Consider the following 25,360-nt stretch of genomic DNA (forward strand, 5'->3'; position numbering starts at 1 on the left):
ATAGGGGGATGGGGGGATGCTGTGGCATGATTTAGGGCGTGCCACGTTACCCGGAGGGGTGTTTGGTGATGACGTTGCCTTTTGATGCGGCCCCCAGCCAGGCGCGGATTGAACAGTTTTGGCGGCTCCCGGCCAGCTTTGGCATGGAGCGCAACGCCTACCACAACTATTTGAATGAGCTGGTCAGCGATCGCTACGCGCTGATCAAAGGTCTGCAATTGCTGCGCGACGAGCTGCAATTTGCTGGGGCCAGCCCTACGGATATGGGAGCCTGCGGGGCCGATATGAGTTTGCCCAGCGCCGTGACCACCCTGGCCTATACCAACTGTGGCGATCGCATTCACCAAGGCGAGGCTACCAAGCGCTACCGCGATGTCGTCGCCTCCCGATTTGCCACTCTGTCAGAGATTGGTGAACTCAAGCTGGAGGCGTTTTTCCCCGCCGGGGGCGGCACCGACAATGGCGCTACTCTGGCCCACGTCACCGTCGCCCACGAGCTGGACGAAACGCTGAAGCAGCGGATCTACACCGGCAACCCCCAGTCGATTTCCCTGGTGGCGATCGACCTCAAGACCCATGTGGGCCGCATTCAAGAAGACGGCAAGCAGGTCTACGGCAAAACCCGCGAGTCGCCCTGGCGCGAACCTCGGGCGGCCTGCGGTGCGATCGTGGGGGCGCTGAGCCACTTTCAGTCCGAGAATCTGATCCACCGCCGCATTCGCAGTGACCTGGGCGAGCGCAACTTTCAGTTTTTGTCGAACCAGCGCATCTTGACCGACGAGGGCGTGGATATCACCATGGCGGTGGCGGCGGCGATCGTGGCAATTCGCGGCATTCGCAATACGGCCATGGCCCTGGCCCAGGAGATGGATGAGCGTGGTCTGGGCCACCTCACCGCCAGCACCACGGTAAATCGGCCCTCCCGAGATGACCTGGTGATCTATCTGGCCCGAGCCACGGTGTTTAACGGCACCATCCGCATTCAAGGCCTGGGCACCGAGGCCAAACACTACAGCGGTCAGCTGGTGGGATACGCCGGGGAGAAGCGCCTCCAGCTCCGCTACGCCGACTGGGATAGCGAGCAGCTCCCGATCGAAGAGATCCCCTACAAAGTCAGGCTGTCGGGGCTGTGACCCATGGGGGCCAAAGACCTATCTAAAGCTAGAGCGCTGGAGCGCAGTCGAATGCTAGGAATAGGCTGAACTCTCCAGGGTTGTAACTAGAGATGGCTCAGTGGCGTCAGTTTTTTCAGCAGCGACCCTTTCTAAAGGTTTTGGCCCGCCTGCGGCGGCAGAAGCGCAAGCTGTGGCTCAGCAACAGCGGCGATTGGCATTGGCTGCACCGCAAACCAGCCACGGTGGCCAGCCTCAATCGACTGCTGTGGCGTGAATCGGTGCCGTCGTTCAGCTTCTTTGTGATGCTGACGCTATCGGGGGTAATTTCGACCCTGGGACTCCTGGCGGGCAGCACTGCAACCGTGATCGGGGCGATGATTATTGCACCGCTGATGGGGCCAATTATTGGCATTGCCTATGCGATCGCCGTTTCAAATCGGCGCCTGATGAAGCGAGCGGGCCTGACCTTGCTCTGGGGTACCTTCGCCACTATCTTAAGCGCGGCGGTGATAACAAAGGTGATTGGCCTCCAGGTTTTGACCGACGAAATTTTGGCGCGGACTGAGCCCACCCTCCTCGATCTGATGGTGGCGATGGCGGCGGGGGCTGCCGGAGCCTATGCAAAATCGCGTAGGCACATTGCCGATGCCTTTCCGGGAGTGGCGATCGCAGTGGCATTGGTGCCGCCCCTGAGCGTCATCGGCATTGGCCTGGCCCAATTCAATTCATCGGTTTTTTGGGGTGCTAGCCTGCTGTTTATCACCAACCTGATCGGGATTGTCTTCAGCGGCATTTTAGTCTTTTTGGGACAGCGCTACGGCACCCTAGAGCGGGCTCAGGGCGGCATTGTGGTGTCGGCGCTGATGATGGTGGTAATTGGCATTCCCCTGGGACTTTCGCTCAATCAGCTGTTGGTGCAGTCTAACTCCCGCGAGCGGGTCAGCTATCTGGTGCGAAATGAGCTGCCCCTCCCTGAGGAGGCCAGACTACAAACGTTTAACCTTGTAGAGTCTGATGGTGTGCTTACTATTAACCTCGAATTGGTGGCTCCAGCCAACTCAATTACTCCGGCGGTGGTCAGACAGTCTCAAGCCCTTTTAGAGGAAGAACTCAAACAACCCGTTGAGCTCAATCTGCGAGTGATACCGATGGCAGAGTTTTCAGCCCCGGCCACTCCTTGACGGTCGAGCACCATGGGTGGGTGTGGCCAACCGCAGCAAGCTTTGTCAGGCCGCAAAACGCTTGAGCGGCATCGCCAAACAATAAACAATGCGGATGGCGAGACTCGAACTCGCACAGCATAAGCCACACGCCCCTCAAGCGTGCGTGTCTACCAATTCCACCACATCCGCTGGTGATAGTCTGAACCGTACAAATGGGCAAACCTGAGGAAACTGTCAGCCCGAGCACCGGCTCAGATATATAAGAGTAAACCATAACGGCCCGCTTGTAAGAACCACCCCGGCAATATTTCTCCCCCCATCCCCGTGATAGGATCAGCAACCGTCGTATGATGCTGGTTATGGCTGGTTGCGGCAGTGGGCTGGGGTTGTCTAGCTAAGCTGCGCCCCCAAACTCCAATGGTCTGTTGCTATTTGCCCTACGTACATGCGCTTTTCTAAGATTCTGATTGCTAACCGAGGAGAAATTGCGCTGCGCATCCTCCGCACCTGCGAAGAAATGGGCATAGCCACCGTTGCGGTGCATTCCACGGTCGATCGTCATGCGCTGCACGTACAGCTCGCCGACGAAGCCGTGTGCATTGGCGAAGCCCCCAGCCAAAAGAGCTACCTCAACATTCCCAACATCATCGCCGCCGCCCTCACCCGCAACGCCAGTGCCATTCACCCCGGCTACGGGTTCCTGGCCGAAAACGCCCGCTTTGCCGAAATCTGCGCCGATCACCAGATTGTCTTTGTGGGCCCTGCTCCCGACTCCATTCGCAAAATGGGCGATAAATCGACGGCTAAGGCCACCATGCAGCAGGTCGGGGTACCCACGGTACCGGGCAGCGGCGGCTTACTCACCGACGAGGCCGAAGCCTACGCCACCGCCACCGCCATTGGCTACCCGATTATGATCAAAGCCACGGCAGGGGGTGGCGGTCGCGGCATGCGCCTGGTCAACAACGAAACTGAGCTGATTAAGGCCTTTATGGCCGCCCAGAGCGAGGCCCAGGCGGCCTTTGGCAACGCTGGTGTCTACATGGAGAAGTTTATCGATCGCCCCCGCCACATTGAGTTTCAAATTTTGGCCGACAGCCACGGCAATGTCGTGCACCTGGGTGAACGCGATTGCTCTATTCAGCGTCGCCACCAAAAACTGCTGGAAGAAGCGCCCAGCCCCCGGCTGACCGCAGAGCAGCGCCAGAAAATGGGCGAGGCCGCTGTTCTGGCAGCCAAATCGATCAACTACGTCGGGGCTGGTACCGTCGAATTTTTGGTCGATAGCCAGGGCAATTTCTACTTTATGGAGATGAACACCCGCATTCAGGTCGAGCATCCGGTTACCGAAATGATCACGGGTATCGACTTGATTGCCGCTCAGCTTCACATTGCCCAGGGCGAAAAACTACCCTTTACCCAGGCCGATATTCAGATTCGCGGCCATGCGATCGAGTGTCGCATCAACGCCGAAGACCCCGACCACAACTTTCGCCCCAACCCCGGTCGCATCAGCGGCTATCTGGCTCCCGGCGGCATGGGCGTGCGGATGGATTCCCACGTCTATACCGACTACGAAATTCCACCCTACTACGACTCACTGGTGGGCAAGCTGATCGTTTGGGGGCCCGATCGCCCCACCGCCATCAGGCGCATGCGCCGTGCCCTGCGGGAGTGCGCCATTACCGGACTGCCTACTACCATCGGCTTTCACCAAAAAGTGCTGGAAAACGACAATTTTCTCAAGGGCGATGTCTACACCAATTTTGTCGCCGAAATGATGGCGACGCCCTGAAAACTTCTAGACTAAAAGCGAGCACCGCTGCATTGCCATGGGTTTTAGCCGCATTCTGACAAATATCGGCTCACCCTGGAGTGACGCAGAACGCTAGCCCAGCATCCGCAACAATCCCTGCTGCCCCACTAAAATCTCGCGCAGTAGGGTAACGATACCCACCCAAATTACCGGGGCAATATCGACGCCGCCAATGGGGGGTACCAGCTTGCGCATGGGCACCAGCAGCGGCTCGGTGGGCCAGGCCACCAGCGAAAACGGCAGCGTTGACAGATCGGCCTGGGGATACCAGGTCAGCACAATGCGGAAAATAAACAGCAGGGTCATCAGCCCCAGCAGCAGACCCACGCCCAGGTTCAGTACTTGTGTGGCAGCCACGGGTTACCCTCCCACGTCAACAATTGCTCTAGGTTGATTCTAAAGCTTTCCTGGGTTAATTCTCTAGGTACAGGCCGCGTTACTGTCGAGTCACAGCCGCGGACTAGACCATTAGACCATTGGCGCTGCCTAAAACCCTATGTTGGCTAGAACTCCCCAGGTTTTACAGGACGGCGTTATTCTACACACTGACCCCCAGCAAGCCGAGCCATGTCTTCTAAATTGGTCACTGAGCCCGCGATTGAGACCAAAATTCGCAAGATGCAGCAACGGGTGCGGTGGCAGCATCCCGAAGTGAGCGATCGCGGCATTGATCAAACCCGCCTGGTGCTTGACGATGGCGGCGCAGAGGATGAGGCCTTTTCGTTCTTGGTGCTGGGCGACAGCGGTACCGGGCGGCACCGCACCAGCAGCCCCCAGCGCCAGGTGGCGGAGCAGCTGTTGGCCCAGGGGGACGCACCTCGGTTTACCCTTCACACCGGGGATGTGGTGTACCTGGTGGGGTCAAGGCAGCAGTACCGCTCTAACTTTATTAAGCCTTACCGGGAGTGGCTGGTGGGGGGCGATCGCTACCGTGATATCCGCTACGATCGCATGGTTTTCAAGCGCCCCTTTTTGCCGGTGCTGGGCAACCACGACTACTACGATCTGCCCTTTTGGGTAGGCTTGGCGGCGGGCCTTACGACCCCTCTGCGCTACTTACTGCGCTCCATTCTCGACCTCGACGTCGGCTGGCATGGTTCTTACCAGGGCGATGCCTATGCCAGGGCCTTTTTAGACTATCTACGAGCCGTACCCGAAGCCCAGATGGGTGAGTATCTAGAGACCCACTATCCTCACTGCCCCGACGGTGGCCCTCGGGCTCTGGCCTACCGCCCTGGTCAGTTTACGCGGCTACCCAACCGCTACTACAGCTTTCGCTACGGCGGCATCGATTTTTTTGCCCTCGACTCAAATACCTTTAATCAGCCGTTGCCCATGGCTTTGACCCAGCTCGGTCGTCAAGCGCTCCGGCAGCAGCGGCAGCAGCTCGACCGGCAAAAGGCTGACCTGATGCGCCAGGCGGGTCTCAGCGCGTTTAACCCGGCTGCCGATGAGCAAGAAGATCTGACCGAGAAAATGGAGGCCATTGACGAGCAGCGCTACGACATCGAAAAACAGCTCAACAGCGATCGGTCGCCAACGGTAGATACCGAGCAGTTGGATTGGTTGCGCGATCGCCTGATTGCCTCCTGGCAAGACCCCACGGCGCGGGGGCGAATTCTCTTCTTTCATCACCCGCCCTACGTCACCGAAGCCACCAAATGGGCCCAGGGGCAAACCCTCGCCGTGCGCCATCACCTGCGCCAGGTGCTCGATGCGGTCTTTTCGGCGGTGCAGGCCCAGGCCCAGGGGAGACCCCTGATCGACCTCGTGCTCAACGGCCATGCCCACTGCCTCGACTACCTGCGCACTGGGGCCACCGGCCACGGCGATGCCCACATTCCCTGGGTGATCTGTGGCGGCAGCGGCTATAGCCTGCGGCGGCAGCGGCCCGAGGGCTCTGTGCTGACAGAAAACCACCTCGGCATTCCCCGAGCGATCGCCAAATCACACCTGTACCTGGGCCGCAGCGGCAGCGGTAGCCAGCTTAAACGCCCGTATTCTGGCCTGCGGGTGGAGGTGACTCCGGGCAAACCGCCTAAATTGACGGTGACGCCTTTGGTCGCAGAGAAGTTTAAGGGGGAATGGCAGCGGTATGAGATGGCGGGGTTTGAGCCGTGAGGGAGTGGATGGGGGGATGGGTGAGCTTTATTCATCTACCCATCTACCCTGTTCCCCAACACCTTTACATCCACGGCATAGCCCGCTACCACCAGATACACCGCGTCAGCCACGGTACCTACCTGGCGGGTGAGATAGCCGAGGCGATCGCGAAACAGTCGCCCGATCGGGTAGGCGGGCACAATGCCCCAGCCGGTTTCTTCGGAGACCAAAATTACGGTACTGGGGGTCTGCCGCAGGCTTTCGACTAGGGACTGCACGGTGGTCTGCCAGGTGGCGTCGTCTTGCTCTAGCAGGTTGGCCAGCCAGGTGCCAAGGGAGTCGATCAGCAGGCAGTCTTGCTCGGTGGCGGAGAGAATGGCTGCGGGGAGGGCGATGGGGATTTCTTGGAGCTGCCAGTGATCGGGGCGGCGATCGCGGTGCAGGGTCACCCGCTTTTGCCAGTCCACATCCTCAGGGTCAACCTGGGAGGTGGCAATGTAGGTAACCAATTGCCCAGAATGAGCTGCCAGGGCTTCGGCCCACTCGCTCTTGCCCGATCGCGCCGGGCCGGTGACTAGAGAAATGCGGTAATTCGCTGCCAAGATATAGCCATCGCCAGAAAGGTCAGATTATTCAGGAATGTCTAGAACGCTGCGTCAGCTCTAGGAGTTGCTGCAAGGCTTCTCGACCCAAGGTATAGAGCCGTTGACCGATAGTTTGCTCGTGCTCTTGAGCAAAGTCAAACCGTTCGGATGATTGCCCCGAGGCCGGTGTGGCTTGGAGTAGCGACTGCGCCACGCAACTCAGACAGAAGTGACGTTTAACCGCTTCCTCCTGGCGTAGCTGAGCCAACTCAAAACCGACGACTTGCTTGGCAAACTCATGAAAGGTCTCAATCGGCCAGCGATAACTCCAAGCTGAAAGCGCGATCGCCGGGCGGCTGCGATCGCCGCCTGGTCAATGGCAGCGTTGCCGCTGGAGGGTGCGGCGGCTACCCCTACGTCGTCGGGCGGGTGATGGCGGTGATGGATGAGCTGCGAGAGATTGAAGGGGCCACCCTGGGAATTGCAACCCAGCAGCCAGAATAAATGGCACAGGCATTGACCAAGGTTTAAGATCAGTCCGCTGTTGCTTTAACACATCTATGAAAGACCTTAACACCCAAGCTACCACTGAGCTGCTCAACCAAATTATGGAATTTGAGCTGGCCGGAGTCGTGCGCTATACCCACTATTCGCTGATGGTGACTGGGCCAAACCGAATTCCCATTGTGGATTTTTTCAAGGCCCAGGCCAGCGAGTCGCTGCTCCACGCCCAGGAAGCGGGGGAAATCATCACGGGTCTAGAGGGGCACCCCAGCCAGCGCATCGCCCCGATTGAGGAAAACAATCGCCACGGCGTTAGGGATCTGCTGCAAGAAAGCCTGAACCACGAGCAAAAGGCCCTGGATATGTACAAGCAGCTCCTGGGCGTGGTCGAAAACGCCAGCATTTACCTGGAGGAATATGCCCGCACCAAGATTGGCCAAGAAGAGCTGCACAACCTGGAGATCAAGAAAATGCTGCGGGATTTTAGCTAGCGTCGAGTTGCTCTTCGCCGCGATCGCAGCTCACCGCCTGGCAGCACAATATCCCTCCCTAGGACCAGCTCCAGCCCACCGGCCTCAAGCCCATCTTTGCGGTAGACGACTATGTCTTGATCTGCTAGCGAGCCTCCAGCACGCTGCTAAAGTTAGAAGCGACGATGCGCGGTTGGCCATCCTGCATCTGCACCGTGAAGGTGCGCTCCTCTCGCTGGGTAGAGCCATCGGGGTAGAAATACGTGTTCTCACCCACAAACTCAACCGAGTCGGCGGTTTGCCCGGTGACCCGCAGGTTCTCGACCGAAACGCGATCGAACTGAGCGAAAAAGCCGGAGTCAAACTGCTGCGCTAGGGGCCCACTAAACTGCGATCGCGCCGCCGCCCAGTTTTGGTTAGACACATTGCTATACAGAGCCGCTACCGTCGACTGTGCCGCCTCTGGAGTCAGCTCGCCGTCGGCTGCTGACGGATCAGGCGCTGAATTTGGGGTATTTTCTTCGACGGGCTCATCAGGCGGACTGGTCACCTCAGGTTCAGAATCAGCAGGTTCTGCAGAATTTTCAGGCGCTATGACAGCAGGTTCGTCGGTGTCGGGCAGGGGGGTTGCCTGAGCCTCAGGCTCAGTATCTGTGGCATCTAGGTCCGGGGGTGATGTCTCTACTACCGCCGTCTCAGGCTCTGAGGTAGACGGCGATCGCCAGACCCAAATACCGAGCAGGCCCGCGATCGCCGTCACCACCAAAGCCCCGGCCAGCAGCGGTAGCCAGGGTTTAGACGACGACGAGGGTGGTCTGCGCCGTTGGGCAGAAGTAGGGGCAGGAGCAGGGGCAGAAGTTGCTACCGTCGGCTCATAGCGACGCCCCACCGCCACGGTTGGGGCCGCCTGGGTAGCGGGCGGCGGCTGAGTTGGGGGAGCATTCGGGGCCGGAATGTACTGACTGAGCTGATGCGGCAGGTTGTTGAGCGCCGCCAGGGCCTCGGCGGCGTTGGCGTAGCGGGTGCGAAAGTCGTAGCGCACCATTGTATCCAGCACCTCTAATAGCTGAGGGTTGGTCTGGGGGGCGCAGTGCCGCCAGGCCAGCTCACCGCTGCGGGGGTCAACCTCCAGCTCGGTGGGGGCATACCCGGTCAGAGCCTGAATCCCCAGCACCCCAATGGCATAGACATCGCTGCTAAACTGGGGCCGCCCTGCCACCTGCTCACTCGGCATGTAGCCCTCAGTACCGATAGAAATCGTGTGGCTCAAGCCCGAGCGCTGTAGGGCCGCCCGGTTGCTCGCCTGCTTGACCGCGCCAAAATCAATCAGCACGATGCGGTTATCGCCCGCGCGACGAATTAGATTCGAGGGCTTGATGTCGCGATGGATGACGTCGCGGGAGTGCACAAAGGCCAAGGTCCCCAGCAGGTCGCCTACCAAGGCGGTGACCTGGGCCTCAGTCCAGGGGCTGCCCAGCTCATCAGCTAGAGAATGGCCCTCGATAAACTCCTGGGCCAGATAGAATTCCTGGTTTTCTTCAAAGTGGGCCAGCAGCCTGGGAATCTGCGGATATGCGCCCATCTTGTAGAGGGTCTGGGCTTCGGTATCAAACAGCCGCCGGGCCACCTGCATCTGGTCAGCGGTGGTAACCTGGGGCCGTAGCTGCTTGATGACGCACAGGGGCTGCCCCGGCAGGTGCAAATCTTGGGCCTTGAAGGTTTGGCCAAAGCCTCCTGACCCCAGGGGCTGAATCAGCCGGTAACGGCCCCCGAGCGGTTTAGACTCTGACTGAAAGTTGGGAGAAGTCACGGCAACAGGCGATAGGGGTTAGTGCCCCTGGGAATCGTTACCCCAGGACAGCACCCAGCATCATAACCGCAAACAAGCCAACTCGACCCGTACCACGACTCATGAGATGAGTCTGGTGTTAATCTAGCCTTGACTCGGTTGAATGCCCGCTCTGCGAGAGGTAGTCGGGCCCATGGAAAACGTCCTCAAAAGCGGGGTAAGAATGTTTCCATTATCGGAGCGATAGGCCTAAAGGGAGTTGTGGCTAGCGCAAATATTATGGGAGCCGTTGATGGTTTAACAAAGGTCAAGTCTATACTGCGTTCACTCGAAGCAAGAACCTATTCTGACTTGGGAAAAGCACTTCAAAGAAGCGTTTGAACAAGTTTCCTTAGAAGACATCGAAAACTGGTTTGCTAATTGCTGCTATTGTACCTCACCAGATTGAGAAAGGCTGTAAGACTAATCCTCGAACTGGCTTGATTTGAATACCAGCATCAATCCAACAATTGGACGATCGCTTTGATTGGTTAGAACGTGAACGATTCCGATTTACTGACGGGGCAACCGCTGCGGTTGCGGCCCGGTGTGCAGCTCCAGGTTTGTCACCAGGCCGGGTCTCAGCCTGCGATCGCATTTCTCCACGGCGGCCTCGGCAATCGGTATAACCTCCGGTCGCAGTACGAGTTTGCGGTGCAGCAGGGGTGGGAAGCGATCGCCTACGACCTGGCAGGCCACGGTCAGTCTAGCCCCTACCCGCGCTATTCCATCGGTCGTCACTGCCGCGACTTGACTCGACTCCTGAGACAGTTCCACATTCACTGCCCGATTATTTTTGCCCACAGCTACGGCGTACCTCTGGCCTTGGAATGGTGCCAGCGCCACCCTGTGGCCGGGCTAGTGCTGGTGGCTGGCGGTACCCACGACCTCGACCCCTGGTGGGAAGTGCCGCTAATGCAAAGCCTGACCTGGGGCGGACGCCATTTGTTTCGGCTGCCGTGGGTGCAGCAGTTTGCAGCGCAAGTCTCCAGCCGTCATGACCACCCCACTATCGACCAGTTTGTTGCTGAAAGTCCCGTGCCAGTGCATTCCGACCCTTACGAGGCCTTGCGAATTTTCTGGGGGTATAACTTTTTCACCCGACGTTCTGGCACCTGGCGTCTTAACCTCCCGGCGTTGGTGATCACGGGCGGCCAAGACCCGATGTTTACCGATGAAATGGGTGCGACGCTGGCCCAGCATTTTTCCCAAGGGCACCATTTGCACCTAGAAAATGCTGGGCATCTGGTAATGGCTGAGTATCCCGAAGAAATTAACCAGGCGCTGGCTCAATTTAGGCAAAATTCCATCAGCCTGACACTGAATTGACACAGCCATCTCCTATATTGCTAACTGTGAAGTCAATATTTAGAAGAGGAGGTCACGAAAGTAAAACCACAGTCTATTCAGGTTCCAAAAATATAGTCGTTTTAGATTTTTCTCTCGCACCAACGGCCAGGAGCATTTCTGGCCGTTTTCTTGCCTGAAATATAGCGCTGGCAAGCTAGTACTGAAAGGCAGAAGGCAGAAGGCAGAAGGCAGAAGGCAGAAGGCAGAAGGCAGAAGGCAGAAGGCAGAACAGGAATACCAGATCCTACAAGGGTTTCCAAGTTAGTAAACAGATAGGTTATTTCCGCCTCAGAGTACTAGCGTCCTCAAACCTATAGACAGATATAATGGAGGTAATTTCATTGAAACGGCGATCGCTCATTTCCCTAGGGCTAGGTGGCCTTGCGTTAGCAGTGGGTCGGGGTTGTTTACCCACCTGGAGCCAGCAGTCTACTCCTCTATCTCCTATCTCCACAGTAGGCCTGGTTGAAACTGAAGAGCCGCTTAGATTTATGGCGATCGGCGATGTGGGAACAGGTAGCCCAGAGCAGTATGCCGTTGCCCAGGCTATGATGCAGCGCCAGCAAATAGCCCCTTCTCCATTCGCCTTACTGGCGGGCGACAACATCTATGACCGTGGAGAAATTGGGAAAATTCACCAGGTTTTTGAACAACCCTATGCTGAACTACTGACGCAGGGGGTCAAGTTTTATGCTGCCTTAGGTAACCACGATGTCGGCACTAACAACGGTGAGGATGAGGTGGCCTATCCGGGCTACAACATGTCGGGGCGATATTACACTTTTACCCAGCAGTCGGTGCAGTTTTTTGCTCTAGATACCAATCAAGCGATTACCAGAGGGGCAGAATCCCTTTGGGCGGAGCAGCTTCAGTGGCTGCGGACAGAGCTTCAGCGATCGCGCCAGCTGTGGAAGGTGGTGTTTGCTCACCATCCAGTCTATTCATCGGGGCAACATGGTTCTACGGCTATATTGATTGAGGATTTGCCCCCTATTTTTGCGGACTATGACGTACGGCTGTACATCAATGGCCATGACCACAATTACGAAAGAACAGTCCCCATCGATGGCACTACCTATATCACCACGGGAAATGGAGCCCTGTTACGCCCGGTAGGAAGCTCCGACTGGACTGCCTATGCCAGTTCGCAGCTAGGGTATACGGCGTTTGAAGTATATTCGGATCGGTTTGTAATACAGGCTATTGACAGTAATAATCAAATTTATGATGAAGCGTCTATTGTCAGCGCTTGATAGTTAGCTCGTGGTTTTCCCACGAGTTGGCGCAACCACTTAAGCTCAACATCAAATATCTTCCAGAACCATTTCTCTGGTAGGTAGCCGATCTGTTAAAACGCGTTTCAAAGATCCAGCTAAAGGAACAGCCAAAATCAACCCTAAAACACCTCCAGATTGAGCTCCCAGGAGCAGAGAAATCAAAATCCAGGCTGGATTAAGTCCAATTAGATTGCCGAGAATTTTGGGAGCGATCGCATTATCAACGATCTGATCGGTTAGAAGGGCTATGGCAATGATTTCTCCACCCAGAAAAAACTCTTAAAGCTAACAATGACTCCCGCGATTAAGATGCCTAGGGTGTCACCAAATGGAAACAGCGCCAACAGGCCAATACCAACACCAAAGACCAGCCAATAGGGAATTTTGAAAAGAAAAAAGAGCGTGGTTAACGCCACTGCCATAATCAGGGCAATGGTCGCCTGGCCGACAAAATAATTGCGAAATTGTTCTTGAAACGCCGAGCGAATCGAGGCAGATAGGTCTCCTGGCAACCAACTCACTAGCCCATGCCAAAATTCGTCACCGTGGAGAATGAGGTAAAGGGTCAAAACACCTGTAATCAGCACCTCTGCCAAGCGATCGGCAAAACTCAGCAAAATTTCTAGCGCCTGATCGGGGATTTGCACCAGCTCATTGGGCAGGGCCTGCGCCACTTTCTCAGCTAAAGCCGTCACGTTGAGGGGAATCTGTTTAGTTGCTAGCCAGGCATCGACTACCTGAAATTGTTGACTGCCTGACTCCAACCAGTCAGGCAACCGTGTCGCTAAATCTCCCAGCTGTTGTAGCAAAATTGGGAGGAGCACAATACCGGCTCCGCCGATCAGGGCGATCGCCCCCAGCCCAATCAATACCAGCCAACGGGGTAGTTTGTTGAAGGGTTCAATCATGGACTTGGGCCACTCTATAGTTTCTTCTTAGGGATATGGGAGGTATTACTGGGAAACAGCCAGGCCAAAAACACCACGCTCGACAGCAATAACAAGGCCAACAGTAATGCCCCGACAGGAATGGAGAGAATAGCCATAATGCGACATCTCAGAGACAGTAATGCTTACTCTAGGGACTACAAATGCTTAAACTGTGGCTAACCTGTGTCAATCTGACTTGAGCTGGCTGGGCCGACTCAGGCTTTGGGCAGAGAAAATCGAAAGGTGCTGCCCTGGCCTATCACACTTTCAACCTCGATACGGCCTCCCTGTAGTTCGACCAGCCGCTTAGTGATGGCAAGACCAATGCCAGTACCCGCAGAGAACTGGTTTTGCGTCTGAGATGACCGCCAGAATCGCTCAAAGACGTGGGGCAGTTCATCGGACGTCATGCCACTTCCCGTATCCTGCACCGCCACCCAGACCTGATCTCCTGCTTCCCAAGCCGTCAGGGCGATCTGCCCCTGGCGGGTATGCTTGATGGCGTTGCCCAACAGGTTCACCAAGATCTGCTCCAGGCGATCGCGATCGGCCAGCACAGGCGCCAGCCCGTCATCGCACTGCCAGCCCAGCTGGGGGCCAGCTTCAGCGATCTGGCTTTCAAAGCGCAACAGGAGTTTGTCGAAGAGTGAGGGGAGCGCGATCGCCCCTAAACGCAAGGGCAATTGCCCTGCCTCAGCCTTAGAGAGTTCCTGCAAATCATTCACCAACCGCTCCAGGCGCCGAGTTTCGCGCACTAACAGATGAGTGGTATCTGGGGAGAGCGCTGTTGCATCGGCTAACGACTGCTCTAAATAACCCCGCACAATCGTCAACGGGGTTCTCAATTCGTGAGTCAGATCGCCAATTAGATCCCGCCGTCGCTCTTCGACATCTTGCAGACTCAGGGCCAGCCGATTAAAGCTGCTGCTCAGTCTGGCCAGTTCGGGAATGTTGCTGCGGGGAACTGGCTCAGCCCAGTTGCCCGCAGCAAACTTGTGGGTAATCCGATCCATTTCCATCAAGGGCTGAGTAATGCGACTCGCAACCCAGTAGCTCAGGATCACCGCCGTCAGCCCGCCGATGACAATTGCCCAGGCGGTACTCCCACTCCAGGCGGTGTCAAAGCCAAAGAGCAGCTCTTCTCGAATTTCGTGAACCGCATAGCCAACGCTAGCCATCTGGTTTAAGTGACTCGAAAACAGATGCACAGATGCGGCACGACTGATAACGATAAAGCTGATCAAGCCCACTAACATCACAACCACATGGGAGAAAAACAGTCGCCCATGGAGTCCAACCCGCATTAGCCTTCATCCGCAAACTTATAGCCCATGCCCACCACCGTTTTGATGAACTGAGGCTGACTGGGGTCGAGCTCAATTTTTTTCCGCAGCCGCGCCACATGGGTATCCACCACCCGCTCTTCGCCAAAGAAGTCATTGCCCCAAAGTTTTTCTACCAAATAGGCCCGGCTCCAGGCTCGTCCGGGATGGCTGAGAAAGGTGGCAAGCAGGTCAAACTCAGTGGTCGTGAGGTCCAGGTCTTCAGTGGTGTTATGGATCTGCTGGGTAGCCACATGACGATCTAGATCTACCGTGAAGTGCAGGGTGCGGTAGACCTGACTCTGAGCCTCCTGCCGCAAACTGCGTCGCAGTAAGGCCCGTACCCGCGCCACCAACTCCATGGGGCTAAAGGGCTTCACCAGGTAGTCGTCGGCTCCAGTCGAGAGGCCAATCACCCGGTCAAACTCTTCGCCTTTAGCCGTCAGCATCAAAATATAGGGGTCATGGGTGCCTGCTAGCTTGCGAATGCGGGTGCAAGCCTCTAGCCCATCGATTCCCGGCAGCATCCAGTCCAGAATAATCAGGCTCGGCTGATGAACCTGAGACTGCCGCACGGCATCTAGCCCGTCGCGACTGTGCAGGCAGGCAAAGCCTTCTTTTTCTAGAAGCTGTTGAGTAAAGCGAGCGATCTCCGCGTCGTCTTCCACGATGAGAATGGTTTGCGGCATGGCTAAAACCAAGAACGTGATCTAACTGTATTGCATCATATTCGGTCGTTCTTGAGTTGATTTGACCCACTCCTGGAGCAGTTTTGCCATAACTGACCAAATTTCAGCCTAGAGAAGAAGTCGTGAGAACAAGATTTGGCTCTGATGGCTTTTTAAGTAACCTATTTTTATCATAAGTCTAAGCCAGGAAACTCACCCTAGGCAAATTAAAAAATAGCGCCCGAAGCCTGACCTCGGGCGCTGGCACATTACTTCACCTAGCTACATAAATGACATCACTCTGGTTGTAGGGTCAGGGCAGAATAGGCCACTGGCTTTGATTGGCTAGGTGACGTGACCACTACCGTATATTCTCCGGGTTCTAGGGTCTCTATAAGGGTTTCTTCATGGCCTGGTTTGATGGGGTTATCACGGAGTTCTGAAAGTACTTCAACACCCGCTTGGGTTCTGTCAACCTTTCCTTCCCTAACCACAATCTCGGTGGGCTCAAGATTAGTCTTAACTACCGCCATGTGTAGCGGTTCGGTAGTATCGTTACGAACGTCGAATTCTAGATGCCCGGCATTGACTCGTGATTCAGACAGTTCAACCTTGCCATCGGATAATTTAACCTCAATGCTTGAGAGCAACTCAGGATCAATCGCTTCACCAGAGGGAGTTTTGTGCGCTTCTGATGTCATCTCGGTCGAAGTTGCTCCTGAATTTTCAGCAGGAGTAGATTTCTTGCCAACACCAGCACTACACCCGGCCAGCAGGGCTACTAAACCCGCGCCAATTAAACCTTTTTGAAGAGTGTTCATGGTATTCTCCTTTTTCTACCTTTTGGTTCACAACTTCTGAACTGCTTTAACTATAAAAACAACCTATTGCAAAGCTGTGTCAACTCAGTGTTATTTTGACTCCATAGTCTAGGGCTTTAAGTATTAATGTGGAGAGCTAAAGCTTGGCATCTAACGGACACAGCTCTGGCACGGTTATGACATGCCGGGCTGTCATTTTATGAGGTGTAGTGCGATCGCAACTGCTCTCTTTAAAGCCCGATAGCTCCCCCTACAGGCTGTTTTGAGATTTCAAGTGCCCATAGACCCACTCCCTTGAGCAAATCTATCTAGGAATAAGATTATGGATATCCCCATTGGAGCTAAGGTTAAATGTACCGACGGCTACTGCGGCGAGTCTAGCCATGTCCTGATTAATCCGATTACTCAAGACGTCACTCATATAGTGATTGGCGACAACTATTGGGAAACGAGCCGGATTGTAACGTTCGGGCAAATTCTAGAGACCACACCCGATACTATTCAGCTGCGTTGCTCTCGCACTGATATCTTTGCAATGAATAAGTTTGTCAAGACTCATTACATTGAGAACCCCCTCTATGACCCCAATTTCGTCGGTCTTGATCGGCCCATTTCATCTCGGGAGCTCTGGCTAGAAGATCCCGAGGCTTACATGCTCTGGCCCTATGTCACACCCGATGTTGAGTCTCCTTATATACCCGTTGAAGAGGAACAAATTCCCCCGGGCGAGATGGCGGTGTGTCGAGGCGCTGAGGTCCACACGACTGATGGAGTCGTCGGGCAGGTGGATGAATTTATGGTGGATCCCACCAGCGGGCACATTACCCATTTGGTGCTGAAAAAGGGACAGTTCTGGGGACGGCAGGATATCACGGTACCTGTTTCCGCCATCCACCACATGCATGAGTACATGGTCGAACTCAACCTCGACAAGCAGGCGATCGCGGCGCTTCCGAAGATTCCGGTCCGCCGCTTTCACCAAGTGGCTCACTGAAATAATCTCCAACTTAGTGGTGCCAATGTCTATCGTAGTAACACCAATGTCCCAGTTAGGATCAACCCTGTGCCCAGGCAGGCTTTGACAGTCAGCGGTTCCCCTAAAAACAAAACTGACAGCAGCAGAATCAAGCCAAGGCTCGACTTGTCAAGTGGGGCGACCAGCGATGCTGGCCCCAGCTGTAGTGCCCGAAAGTAACAGAGCCAAGAGAGTCCGGTGGCTAATCCAGATAGTCCTAAAAATAGGATGGTTTTTTGAGGAATTGCCGATAGGGGTTGAAACTCCCCTTTAGCCCAGACGATACCCCAAGCCATGACCAAAATGACCAGGGTACGAATGGCCGTTGCCAAATTGGAGTTAACCGACTCGACTCCAACCTTGGCAAAAATTGTAGTGAGGGCCGCAAAAAACGCGGACAAAAGTGCAAACAGCCACCAGCTTTGACCATTGTTCATTGTGTACCTATCTTGACCACTTCAATAAGACTGCCATTGGCCTCACCATGCCCCAACGCCAACGACTCCCAACCCGTTTTCTAGCGCCTCTGATGGGTCTAGTTTTACTGACGATCGCAGCGGTTGTGGTCAGCCATCAGCTCCGAGATTATCAGGTGCAGGATATTGTCGATGGCTTGCGATCGCTGCCCCCCGCCCAGGTCGGGCGAGCGGTCACTTTTGCGGGGCTGGGCTATGTGGCCATGACGGGGTACGATACCCTGGGCTTCCTCTATCTGCGGCAGCCGCTCGGTTATCCAAAAATTGCCCTGGCTACGTTTATTAGCTGTGCCTTTAGCAATACCATTGGTTTTGCCCTGCTGACGGGCAGCGCTATTCGCTATCGGTTCTACAGCGCTTGGGGGATATCGGCGATCGCGATCGCCCAGGTGATTACCTTCGCTAACCTCAGCTTTTGGCTGGGACTTTTGGCCGTGGGTGGCGGCGCGTTTCTGCTGGCTCCGTTTGAGATTCCGGCCCAGCTGCATCTGCCCTTTCGCTCCACTGCTGGTCTGGGGTTGGTCTTGCTCGCGTTAATCGCCGTCTATCTCATCGGCAGCACTGCGCTGCGAAAGGGGTTAACGATTCGCCAGCAGCGGCTACAGTTCCCCTGCCCGGGCATTGCCCTGGCCCAAATTTTGGTCTCTAGCCTCGACTGGAGTCTGGCTGCAGCGACCCTCTACAGTCTGCTGCCCCAGGTCACAGGGTTAACCTATCTGGGCTTTTTGAAGATCTACCTGCTGGCGATGGCGGCGGGGGTGTTGAGCAATGTGCCCGGTGGCTTAGGGGTGTTTGAGACGGTGGTAATTTTACTGCTGTCAAATCAGCTTTCTCCCGCTGCGGTGCTGGCGTCGCTGTTGGCCTATCGGGGAGTGTATTACTTTTTGCCGCTGGCGATTGCTATAGCGCTGTTTGGCGGCTATGAAATTCGGCAACATTGTCGTTAATTGAAAGGCCACCGTCAGCCAAACATATTCCCAAACAGGCGATCGCCAATCCAGAGAATTTAAGCATAAATGCCCGTTGACTCAACGATGTCAACAGGCATTTTTTAATTCTCAAGGAGTTCAGCAGATCAAAACAGTTAGTCAGAAAAAACTAGTGCTGAGGGGCTCTAGACACAAAATTTTGACGGTGAGATCGTTCCAATGGCCGATAAGCCTCACCGTCGAACGGCTGAATACCTATAGAGGGGTATGAATCATGGTTGGGGCTAAAAACTTCAAGAGCAGCTTCAGTGATATACCCAATTCCGTTTACCAGGCTAGCCAGAAAATTCATAACGCATGACCTTTTTTGAAACATGCGGTTACTGTAGAGAGCACATGTGTCAAACCTGTGCCAAACCTGTGGGAATTTGCTTGTCGCTGGCTGATTCACCGTTCTCTATTGGCACTGATGCTGCCATAGGGAAGATTGACGCCGATCTGACACGGGTTGGTGGCTCGCTTATCTCAACCACTGCTTGATTAGCACAGCCACTCCAATACCCAGCTGTGAGATTAGAAACGGTCTAATCCAACTTGTTGACCGTCACTTACCAGAGCTGGCGGCAAAAGAAACTGGATCGCAGAGCCCTGAGTGAGCTTCCAAGGTAAGCCAACATAGCCCGGCGTAGTGCTTTGCATCGGGTGGGATGTTGGATTGGCGTCATTCCGCCTGATTTTTTGACTGATGTTGTCTTGACACCAGTCTGACACAGACCTGTCATTGGCCTCTGTAACAGTAAACGTATTCTTTCGTAACATTCATCCCATGACCAATGCAACAACGGCTAAAACCCTCCGACAGACTCACCGCTTTCTAGCACCTATTATGCTGCTGCCGATTGTGTTGACGGTGATTACAGGCTCGCTTTATCAGCTGGTAGACATGGCCGGTAAAGAAGATGCCTTTGATTGGCTGTTAGATTTACACAAGGGCAACTTTGGCGTCATCGACTTGCAGGGTATCTATCCGTTTCTCAACTCGTTTGGGCTGCTGGTACTGGTCGTGACCGGCGTCATCATGTGGCTACAGCCCAAGCGTCGCTTTCAAAAAAAGATGAACTCATAGGCTGGCTACCGATTTTCAGGCTGAAGCCGCCCCATGGGCGGCTTCGTGCGTTTAATTGAGATCTTCCATGTCGTTGTGACTACCCGCTATGACTGTTACCACCCCAAAAACTCCCCTACGGGCGAATGTGAGTCGAGAAGAATATCAGCTGCTGCAAGACCTGAGGCAGCGGAGTCCGGCCCAGCAACCGCTCCGGCCAAAGCTTACAATGGGCGATCGCATTTCTGACAAAGTGGCTGCCGTTATGGGGTCGTGGCCCTTCATCATCATCCAGAGTATCTTGCTGGCCTTTTGGGTGAGTCTCAACGTGGTCGCGTTTATCAAACACTGGGACCCGTACCCCTTCATTCTGCTCAACCTGATGCTGTCGTTTCAGGCCGCCTACGCGGCCCCCATCATCATGATGAGTCAGAATCGGCAGGCGTCCATCGATCGCCAGGATGCTCAGCACGACTACGAAATCAACATGAAAGCCGAGCTCGAAATTGAGCTACTGCACGACAAGATGAACCTTTTACGTGAAGGAGAGGTTGCAACCCTGCTTGAAATGCTCAAAGAGCAGCAACAACAGCTACAGCACCTGGAAGCACTCCTTCAGGAACAGCGTTCAACCACTAATCCCGAAGTCGATGCCACATCGTAGCTCGTAGTAACAAAGATTACGTTTCTTTAGGCCCTCTGACATCGCCCTGACGCAGGATTGGCATACACCTTTCCTAAATTAAGGAATCGATGGGATCAGCCCAAACACCCTGGTCGGAAGTACGGCTGATTCCAGGTCTTTAGAGAGGGAAGACACCATGAAACTCAAGCCCTACGGCATTGCCCAGGTGTTGCAGCAGCTCTACGCCACCGATCAACTGCCCCCCTCGATTGTGGTGATGCCCGACGGCAACGATAACCGAGGCTCCAGCTATCTATGGGATCCGCAATATTTCAACGGCCCCAACGGTAACCTCGATACCCTAATTGGTTCAGAACTGGTGCAGCAGATTACTCAAGCCTCGGCAGGATAAGAGTTATGCGGCCAGGCTTTAGCGTCCTACGGTAGCTCGATAAACTTGGAATCATTTCTCTTTACTGAGGCAAACAATGTGTTGAGTCAGCGATCGCCCCAGGGATTGGCCATGCCTACACAAATTGGGGTATGGGCAACGGCCCTATTAACGGCGCTGTTAGGCCTGGTTAACCTCTGGTCAGCGGTTACCCCTGGTTGCCCCACCGGGTCGCCTGGTTAGGGGAATTCTTACCAGTCGAAGTTCGCATTGGGGCGCATTTATTTGCCGCCCTGAGCGGCTTTTTTCTGCTGCTGCTGGCGGCGAATCTACTGCGGCGCAAGCGGGTCGCCTGGTGGTTGACCCTGGGGCTGGTCGTGATCTCCATTGTCAGCCACCTGCTCAAGGGACTGGACTACGAAGAAGGCCTGCTGTCCCTGGTGCTGTTGCTCCAGCTGCTGTGGCTGCGGCCAGTATTCACCGCCCAGAGCGATCGCCCCTCGATCATTCAGGGACTGCGAGTTTTAGTGGGCGCTTTGCTGTTCACTCTGGCCTATGGCACCCTTGGCTTCTGGCTGCTCGATACCCACTACGCCACTCCGTTTAGCCTAACCGAGGCCTTGGGCCAAACCCTGGCCATGTTCTTCACCGCTGACAACGGCGGCTTCCAGCCCACAACTCGCTTTGGGAAACACTTTGCCGATTCGATCTATGTGGTCGGCACGGTGACGCTGCTCTATGCGGCGTGGATGCTGTTTCGCCCGGTAATTTTTCGCGGCGCAGCCAGTGAGGCAGAGCGGCAGCGGGCGCAGGCGATTGTGGAGCAGCATGGGCAGTCTTCCCTGGCCCGGTTTGCGCTGCTCGATGACAAGTCCTACTATTTCAGCCCGTCGGGGCAGACGGTGATTGCCTACGTGGCCAAGGGGCGGGAGGCGATCGCCCTGGGCGACCCTATCGGGCCAAGTACCGACAGGCGAGAAGCGATTGTTGGGTTTCGGACATTTTGCGATCGCAACGACTGGCACCCGGCTTTTTACCAAACCCTGCCGGACGACTTAGCGCTTTACGAGGCTCTCGGGTTTCAGACTCTCAACATTGGTGAAGAAGCGACGGTGGATTTGCACCAGTTCACCCTGGAGGGCAAGGCCGGACGCCACCTGCGCACGGCGACCAATAAATTCACCAAGCAGGGCTACCGAGTGCAGTACTATGCGCCCCCCGTTACCGACGACCTGCTGGCGGAGCTGCGGACGATCAGCGACGACTGGCTAGAGGCCATGGAAGGGGCCGAGAAGAAATTTTCCCTCGGCTGGTTTGACCCCGACTATTTGCGAGACTGTGAAATTGCTGTGGTGGAAGATGCCCAGGGCATCCCCATCGCCTTTGCCAACCTGGTGCCCGAATACCAGCTCAACGAGGCTACCCTCGACCTGATGCGCCATCGCCGCGAGGTGGAACACGGCGCGATGGACTTCTTGTTTGTCTCGCTGATGCAGCACAGCCAAGCCCAAGGCTACGACAGCTTTAACCTGGGGCTGGTGGCCCTTGCGGGGGTAGGCGATTTGCCCCAGGCTACCCCCATCGAAAAGGGGATGCACTATCTCTACGAGCACCTCAACTCGATCTACAACTTTCAAGGGCTGCGGGCCTACAAAGACAAGTTTCACCCCCGCTGGGAGCCGCGCTATTTTGTGTATCCTCGTCTGGCCGATTTGCCAGCGGTGGTGGTGGCTCTGGTGCGGGCCGATTCGGATGATCGCCTGCAAGACTACTTTGGTGCTCAGTTTTTTAGCACCGCCCTCACCTATAGCCTCAAGCGCCTCTTCCAGGTAATGCCGATTGTGCTTAGCCTGGGCCTCTTTGCCCTGTCGATCTGGGCGATCTCGAGTGAACTCCGCAACTATCAGCCCCAGGACATTTTTAATGGCATTGGGGCAATTCCGACTAAGGCCTTGCTGTTGTCAGTTGTCTTGATGGTGGTCAACTATGTCGTTCTCACTGGCTACGATACCCTAGCGACTCGATTTGTAAGGCAGCCTTTACCTTATAGTAGAACCGCCCTAGTGGCCGTTATTAGCTATGCCATCAGCGACAACGTCGGCTTTGCCTTACTCAGTGGTGGTGCCATTCGCTACCGACTTTACACCGCATGGGGGCTTAGCCCTGGCAAAATTGCCCAGATTATGGCTTTTTGCAATGTTAGCTTTTGGCTGGGTCTATTTGCGGTGGGCGGATTGGTGTTTACCCTAGAACCGCTCTCGGTTCCGGGCATCCTGCATTTGCCCTTTAAAACAGTGCATCCTCTAGGAATTCTTTTCCTGGTCATTCTTGCTGCCTACCTAGTATTTAGCAGCATCAGTCGCCGTTCTTTCAAAATCAAAGGCTGGGTGCTGCCCTACCTGCCTCTTAAGCTATCCTTGGCCCAGATTGTAGTGGCTGCCTGTGACTGGGCCTTGGCGGCAGCAGTGCTCTATATTTTACTGCCCGCCCACCCCGACCTTAACTTTTTCATCTTCTTTGGCAGCTACCTACTGGCCCAAATTGCGGGGATTATCAGCAACGTTCCTGGCGGGCTAGGCGTGTTTGAGACGGTGCTGATTTTGCTGATTTCACCGCCCATGGCCTCGGATCAACTATTGGGAGCACTGCTGGTGTATCGGGTGGTCTATTACTTTTTGCCGCTGGGGGTAGGGGTGGGGCTACTGGCATTTTATGAGTTGCAACAGCGCCGTCTCCAGAACGCAAAAGTGAATACTTAGTACTACACGGTAACTGAACTGGAACCTGGGCACTGGTCTCTCAACAGGAGATAAAACTCTACAATTCTTACCCCGAAAGGGTTGTAGTCAAGACGAGCATCCCGTTCGCTACGAATAACGCTCTTGAGCCGCTCAATTACCCCGGTTTTGGCCGGTGCAGTTGGGGGGTAGAATCCTCGAAAGCCCTCACCCTAGCTCTCTCCCGAGGGGAGAGGGAACCGGAAAAGTGGATTGGCTCCCCTTCTCCTTCGGAGACGCTCCACGAACGCCCTCTGGGAGAGGGGTTGGAGGTGAGGGGCGGATAACTTTTGTCAGTCAACTAGGGTGTCTGATCGGGCCGATACCAGTGGCTTAAGTCTCTGTCGATGAGCAGTTCAAGGCGCTGGAGCTCGGGAGTAAAGTCTTCTATCAGCTGAGCCTTAAGCGGGGCATCCAGCGGTGAGCGGGTCGCTTTTTGGGTATTGATCTGTTTAAGGTATGACTTGGTGTTTTCCAATATGGTGCGCCGCCAGGTTTGCGGTATTGGCAGCAGATATTTTCCCAGTTCAAGCATTCTGTTGGGAGGATATTTTATGAGGGACTGAAGACGAGTATTGCGGACTTTTTTATTGGAATTGATGGGCTGCAAATCGGTTTCAAAATCAGGAGCTACGCTGAGGAACTCAAGGGTCTCTCGAAACACCTTTTCGGTATGGCTCTTGAAATCGTCAAAGAGAACGATCTTGACCTGATGGCGGCCAAAGCGTTGGAGGTATCGTTCGACTTGATCTGAGAATTTGGCGAACTCTCTATAGAACAAAATCTGGGGCTCAGTGCACCGAGGGGGAATATGCTGACCGAGCTTGCGTTCTGGTTCTAGGGCTAGGGCCGTGGCAAAATCGGGCACGGTTTCGCTGGAGCCATTGTAGAGATGCTGGGAGTGAAAGGCATACATCATGGCTACAGGCTCACGCAGCATGATAATGATTTTGGCCTGGGGATTAAAGGCATATATTTCTTCCGCGGCGGTTTTGGAGTAGAGGTAGGTGGGGCTGCCTTCCCCGCAGACTTTTTCGGCTCCGGCCTCAAACAGCGCCAGGTAGTCGGGCAGGGAGTTGGCCTGCTTTTTAGTGTTGAGATCGGTGTCGAAGTAGTGGAGTTCTTTAAACTCAGGGATAAAAATATCGGGATGGCGGTTGAGGTATTTGCACAGGGCCGTAGTGCCGCACTTGGGGGCACCGACGATAAAAAAACTGGGCTGAATCATAGCTGAGACCATAGAAATTAAACAGCCTGGGTGATCCTGAATTTACCCCCAGAATTTACCCAGTGAGCGCAACTGACCCCACAAACGCCAATTGCGATCCAGCGGGTTATGCAGACTGTTCTACCCGATCTGGCGATGGCTGTAGGAATGCTATAGTGCTGACTTTGAAGCATTGGGCAGGGCCAATTTAACGGCATGGAGTTTCAGGCGATCGCGCAATCTCTAGTGGAGGCAGGGGGCTTTTTAGCCGCCCAGGGCTGGGCACCGGCCACCAGCGGCAACTACTCGGCTCGTCTGGCCGATGGCACCGTCGCCATTACGGCATCGGGACGCGACAAAGGCCAACTCACCCCCGACGACATTATGGTGGTCGATGCCGCAGGTAAACCGCTCCAGACTGGCCAGCGATCGTCGGCGGAGACCTTGCTACACACCAGCCTGTACCAGGCCTACCCAGCCCTGGGGGCAGTGCTGCACACCCACTCGATCGACGGCGTCAGTCTTTCGCGCTGGCTGCTGGCTCGGGGCCAAGCCAGTCTGGTGTTAACAAACTATGAATTGCTGAAGGCATTCCCCGGCATTACCACCCATGATAGAGAGGTTGAGATTCCCCTCGTGGCCAACAGCCAGGATATGGTGGCCCTGAGCCAGGGGGTGCTAGACCGGCTGGCAGCCCTCTCAATGCCCGTGGGCTATATCATCGCCGGGCACGGGCTCTACAGCTGGGGAACGACGGTGGCCGAGGCCCGCCGCACCACCGAAGCCCTGGAGGTGCTGGTGAGCTGTGCCCTCAAGGCGGCGTTGCTCGGCCCGACATCGGTTTAGTTGATCTCGAACCCCAGGATTTTTTGCTCAGAGGAAATA

Annotated in this window: 26 protein-coding genes, 1 tRNA gene and 3 pseudogenes; 16 read left to right on the top strand and 14 right to left on the bottom strand. The window is 55.3% G+C overall.

All coding sequences use genetic code 11. From position 1 onward, the window contains the following. The first annotated feature begins 68 nt into the window (after positions 1 to 68). Both IQ254_RS02025 and IQ254_RS02030 read left to right on the top strand, forming a co-directional pair. Positions 69 to 1,133, top strand: a complete 1,065-nt coding sequence (locus IQ254_RS02025) for a hypothetical protein (protein WP_193963843.1) — start codon at positions 69 to 71, stop codon at positions 1,131 to 1,133. Positions 1,134 to 1,225: 92 nt separating this feature from the next. Next, positions 1,226 to 2,296, top strand: coding sequence for a DUF389 domain-containing protein (locus tag IQ254_RS02030; protein ID WP_193963845.1), 1,071 nt, complete (start codon positions 1,226 to 1,228; stop codon positions 2,294 to 2,296). Between the two features lie 89 nt (positions 2,297 to 2,385). Here IQ254_RS02030 and IQ254_RS02035 read toward each other — a convergent pair. After that, positions 2,386 to 2,467, bottom strand: a tRNA-Leu gene (locus IQ254_RS02035). Positions 2,468 to 2,723: 256 nt separating this feature from the next. Here IQ254_RS02035 and accC point away from each other — a divergent pair. Beyond that, positions 2,724 to 4,073, top strand: coding sequence for an acetyl-CoA carboxylase biotin carboxylase subunit (gene accC, locus IQ254_RS02040; RefSeq protein WP_193963847.1), 1,350 nt, complete (start codon positions 2,724 to 2,726; stop codon positions 4,071 to 4,073). 93 nt (positions 4,074 to 4,166) lie between these two features. On the opposite strand, the gene IQ254_RS02045 is transcribed toward accC, so the two are convergent. Then, positions 4,167 to 4,451 carry a YggT family protein gene (locus tag IQ254_RS02045; protein WP_313887338.1) on the bottom strand — a complete coding sequence of 95 codons (285 nt, stop codon included), beginning with the start codon at positions 4,449 to 4,451 and terminating at the stop codon, positions 4,167 to 4,169. Between the two features lie 210 nt (positions 4,452 to 4,661). Here IQ254_RS02045 and IQ254_RS02050 point away from each other — a divergent pair, with 210 nt between their 5' ends. Beyond that, entirely contained in the window at positions 4,662 to 6,215 is a 1,554-nt protein-coding gene (locus IQ254_RS02050; RefSeq protein ID WP_193963848.1) for a metallophosphoesterase, read from the top strand. A gap of 35 nt (positions 6,216 to 6,250) precedes the next feature. On the opposite strand, the gene cobU is transcribed toward IQ254_RS02050, so the two are convergent. Both cobU and IQ254_RS02060 read right to left on the bottom strand, forming a co-directional pair. Then, the gene (gene cobU, locus IQ254_RS02055) at positions 6,251 to 6,799 is read right to left on the bottom strand and encodes a bifunctional adenosylcobinamide kinase/adenosylcobinamide-phosphate guanylyltransferase (protein ID WP_193963849.1); all 549 of its coding nucleotides are present in this window, start codon (positions 6,797 to 6,799) and stop codon (positions 6,251 to 6,253) included. A gap of 31 nt (positions 6,800 to 6,830) precedes the next feature. Next, entirely contained in the window at positions 6,831 to 7,049 is a 219-nt protein-coding gene (locus tag IQ254_RS02060) for a hypothetical protein (protein ID WP_228039966.1), read from the bottom strand. A 292-nt stretch (positions 7,050 to 7,341) separates the two neighbouring features. Here IQ254_RS02060 and IQ254_RS02065 point away from each other — a divergent pair, with 292 nt between their 5' ends. Next, complete coding sequence (locus tag IQ254_RS02065; protein WP_193963851.1) at positions 7,342 to 7,776, top strand: bacterioferritin; 435 nt, start codon at positions 7,342 to 7,344, stop codon at positions 7,774 to 7,776. A gap of 124 nt (positions 7,777 to 7,900) precedes the next feature. Here IQ254_RS02065 and IQ254_RS02070 read toward each other — a convergent pair whose 3' ends face one another. Next, positions 7,901 to 9,565 carry a serine/threonine-protein kinase gene (locus IQ254_RS02070; protein WP_193963856.1) on the bottom strand — a complete coding sequence of 555 codons (1,665 nt, stop codon included), beginning with the start codon at positions 9,563 to 9,565 and terminating at the stop codon, positions 7,901 to 7,903. Positions 9,566 to 9,670: 105 nt separating this feature from the next. On the opposite strand from IQ254_RS02070, the pseudogene IQ254_RS31270 reads away from it, so the two are divergent. From IQ254_RS31270 to IQ254_RS02080, 3 genes and pseudogenes are all read left to right on the top strand, one after another. Continuing rightward, a pseudogene (locus IQ254_RS31270) lies at positions 9,671 to 9,992 on the top strand (IS630 family transposase); the annotation flags it as partial. Between the two features lie 89 nt (positions 9,993 to 10,081). Next, complete coding sequence (locus IQ254_RS02075; protein ID WP_193963859.1) at positions 10,082 to 10,912, top strand: alpha/beta fold hydrolase; 831 nt, start codon at positions 10,082 to 10,084, stop codon at positions 10,910 to 10,912. Positions 10,913 to 11,259: 347 nt separating this feature from the next. Beyond that, positions 11,260 to 12,186: a metallophosphoesterase gene (locus IQ254_RS02080; protein WP_228039968.1), complete on the top strand. Its 927-nt coding sequence runs from the start codon at positions 11,260 to 11,262 to the stop codon at positions 12,184 to 12,186. 51 nt (positions 12,187 to 12,237) lie between these two features. On the opposite strand, the gene IQ254_RS33395 is transcribed toward IQ254_RS02080, so the two are convergent. The 6 genes from IQ254_RS33395 to IQ254_RS02100 all read right to left on the bottom strand — a co-directional run bounded on the left by IQ254_RS33395 (position 12,238) and on the right by IQ254_RS02100 (position 15,950). Further along, positions 12,238 to 12,480 carry an AI-2E family transporter gene (locus IQ254_RS33395; RefSeq protein WP_255526942.1) on the bottom strand — a complete coding sequence of 81 codons (243 nt, stop codon included), beginning with the start codon at positions 12,478 to 12,480 and terminating at the stop codon, positions 12,238 to 12,240. Beyond that, entirely contained in the window at positions 12,456 to 13,118 is a 663-nt protein-coding gene (locus tag IQ254_RS02085) for an AI-2E family transporter (RefSeq protein ID WP_255526935.1), read from the bottom strand. The genes IQ254_RS33395 and IQ254_RS02085 overlap by 25 nt, the downstream gene beginning before the upstream one ends. Positions 13,119 to 13,132: 14 nt before the next feature. Further along, positions 13,133 to 13,255, bottom strand: coding sequence for a hypothetical protein (locus tag IQ254_RS31965; protein ID WP_255526936.1), 123 nt, complete (start codon positions 13,253 to 13,255; stop codon positions 13,133 to 13,135). Between the two features lie 99 nt (positions 13,256 to 13,354). Beyond that, positions 13,355 to 14,443 (bottom strand): cell wall metabolism sensor histidine kinase WalK, encoded by a 1,089-nt coding sequence (locus IQ254_RS02090; protein ID WP_193963861.1) that lies wholly within the window; start codon positions 14,441 to 14,443, stop codon positions 13,355 to 13,357. Continuing rightward, positions 14,443 to 15,150, bottom strand: coding sequence for a response regulator (locus tag IQ254_RS02095; protein WP_193963863.1), 708 nt, complete (start codon positions 15,148 to 15,150; stop codon positions 14,443 to 14,445). The genes IQ254_RS02090 and IQ254_RS02095 overlap by 1 nt, the downstream gene beginning before the upstream one ends. 275 nt (positions 15,151 to 15,425) lie before the next feature. After that, positions 15,426 to 15,950, bottom strand: coding sequence for a hypothetical protein (locus tag IQ254_RS02100; RefSeq protein ID WP_193963865.1), 525 nt, complete (start codon positions 15,948 to 15,950; stop codon positions 15,426 to 15,428). A 322-nt stretch (positions 15,951 to 16,272) separates the two neighbouring features. Between IQ254_RS02100 and IQ254_RS02105 the strand changes: the two genes are divergently transcribed. Beyond that, entirely contained in the window at positions 16,273 to 16,944 is a 672-nt protein-coding gene (locus tag IQ254_RS02105; RefSeq protein WP_193963872.1) for a PRC-barrel domain-containing protein, read from the top strand. A gap of 29 nt (positions 16,945 to 16,973) precedes the next feature. Here the strand turns inward: IQ254_RS02105 and IQ254_RS02110 are convergent, their stop codons facing one another. Then, entirely contained in the window at positions 16,974 to 17,402 is a 429-nt protein-coding gene (locus IQ254_RS02110; RefSeq protein WP_193963874.1) for an EamA family transporter, read from the bottom strand. A 92-nt stretch (positions 17,403 to 17,494) separates the two neighbouring features. On the opposite strand from IQ254_RS02110, the gene IQ254_RS02115 reads away from it, so the two are divergent. Then, positions 17,495 to 18,388: a lysylphosphatidylglycerol synthase domain-containing protein gene (locus IQ254_RS02115; RefSeq protein WP_228039969.1), complete on the top strand. Its 894-nt coding sequence runs from the start codon at positions 17,495 to 17,497 to the stop codon at positions 18,386 to 18,388. A gap of 151 nt (positions 18,389 to 18,539) precedes the next feature. Here IQ254_RS02115 and IQ254_RS33400 read toward each other — a convergent pair whose 3' ends face one another. Further along, positions 18,540 to 18,722, bottom strand: coding sequence for an isochorismate synthase (locus tag IQ254_RS33400; RefSeq protein ID WP_278000287.1), 183 nt, complete (start codon positions 18,720 to 18,722; stop codon positions 18,540 to 18,542). A 474-nt stretch (positions 18,723 to 19,196) separates the two neighbouring features. On the opposite strand from IQ254_RS33400, the gene IQ254_RS02120 reads away from it, so the two are divergent. The 5 genes and pseudogenes from IQ254_RS02120 (at position 19,197) to IQ254_RS33410 (ending at position 23,250) form a co-directional block, all read left to right on the top strand. After that, on the top strand, positions 19,197 to 19,496 hold the full coding sequence (locus tag IQ254_RS02120) for a PepSY-associated TM helix domain-containing protein (protein WP_193963878.1): 300 nt from the start codon (positions 19,197 to 19,199) through the stop codon (positions 19,494 to 19,496). Between the two features lie 88 nt (positions 19,497 to 19,584). Next, positions 19,585 to 20,139, top strand: a complete 555-nt coding sequence (locus IQ254_RS02125) for a DUF1003 domain-containing protein (protein ID WP_193963880.1) — start codon at positions 19,585 to 19,587, stop codon at positions 20,137 to 20,139. 172 nt (positions 20,140 to 20,311) lie between these two features. Continuing rightward, positions 20,312 to 20,491, top strand: a pseudogene (locus tag IQ254_RS02130) (esterase family protein); the annotation flags it as partial. A gap of 132 nt (positions 20,492 to 20,623) precedes the next feature. Continuing rightward, positions 20,624 to 22,272: pseudogene (locus tag IQ254_RS33405) on the top strand (phosphatidylglycerol lysyltransferase domain-containing protein); the annotation flags it as partial. Positions 22,273 to 22,323: 51 nt separating this feature from the next. Beyond that, on the top strand, positions 22,324 to 23,250 hold the full coding sequence (locus IQ254_RS33410; protein ID WP_278000289.1) for a lysylphosphatidylglycerol synthase domain-containing protein: 927 nt from the start codon (positions 22,324 to 22,326) through the stop codon (positions 23,248 to 23,250). Positions 23,251 to 23,569: 319 nt separating this feature from the next. On the opposite strand, the gene IQ254_RS02145 is transcribed toward IQ254_RS33410, so the two are convergent. Then, entirely contained in the window at positions 23,570 to 24,496 is a 927-nt protein-coding gene (locus IQ254_RS02145) for a sulfotransferase (RefSeq protein WP_193963886.1), read from the bottom strand. A 195-nt stretch (positions 24,497 to 24,691) separates the two neighbouring features. Between IQ254_RS02145 and IQ254_RS02150 the strand changes: the two genes are divergently transcribed. Then, positions 24,692 to 25,321, top strand: coding sequence for a methylthioribulose 1-phosphate dehydratase (locus IQ254_RS02150; RefSeq protein WP_193963888.1), 630 nt, complete (start codon positions 24,692 to 24,694; stop codon positions 25,319 to 25,321). Positions 25,322 to 25,360: the final 39 nt, after the last annotated feature.

Source organism: Nodosilinea sp. LEGE 07088 (assembly GCF_015207395.1).
In the GTDB taxonomy this organism is placed as follows: domain Bacteria; phylum Cyanobacteriota; class Cyanobacteriia; order Phormidesmidales; family Phormidesmidaceae; genus Nodosilinea.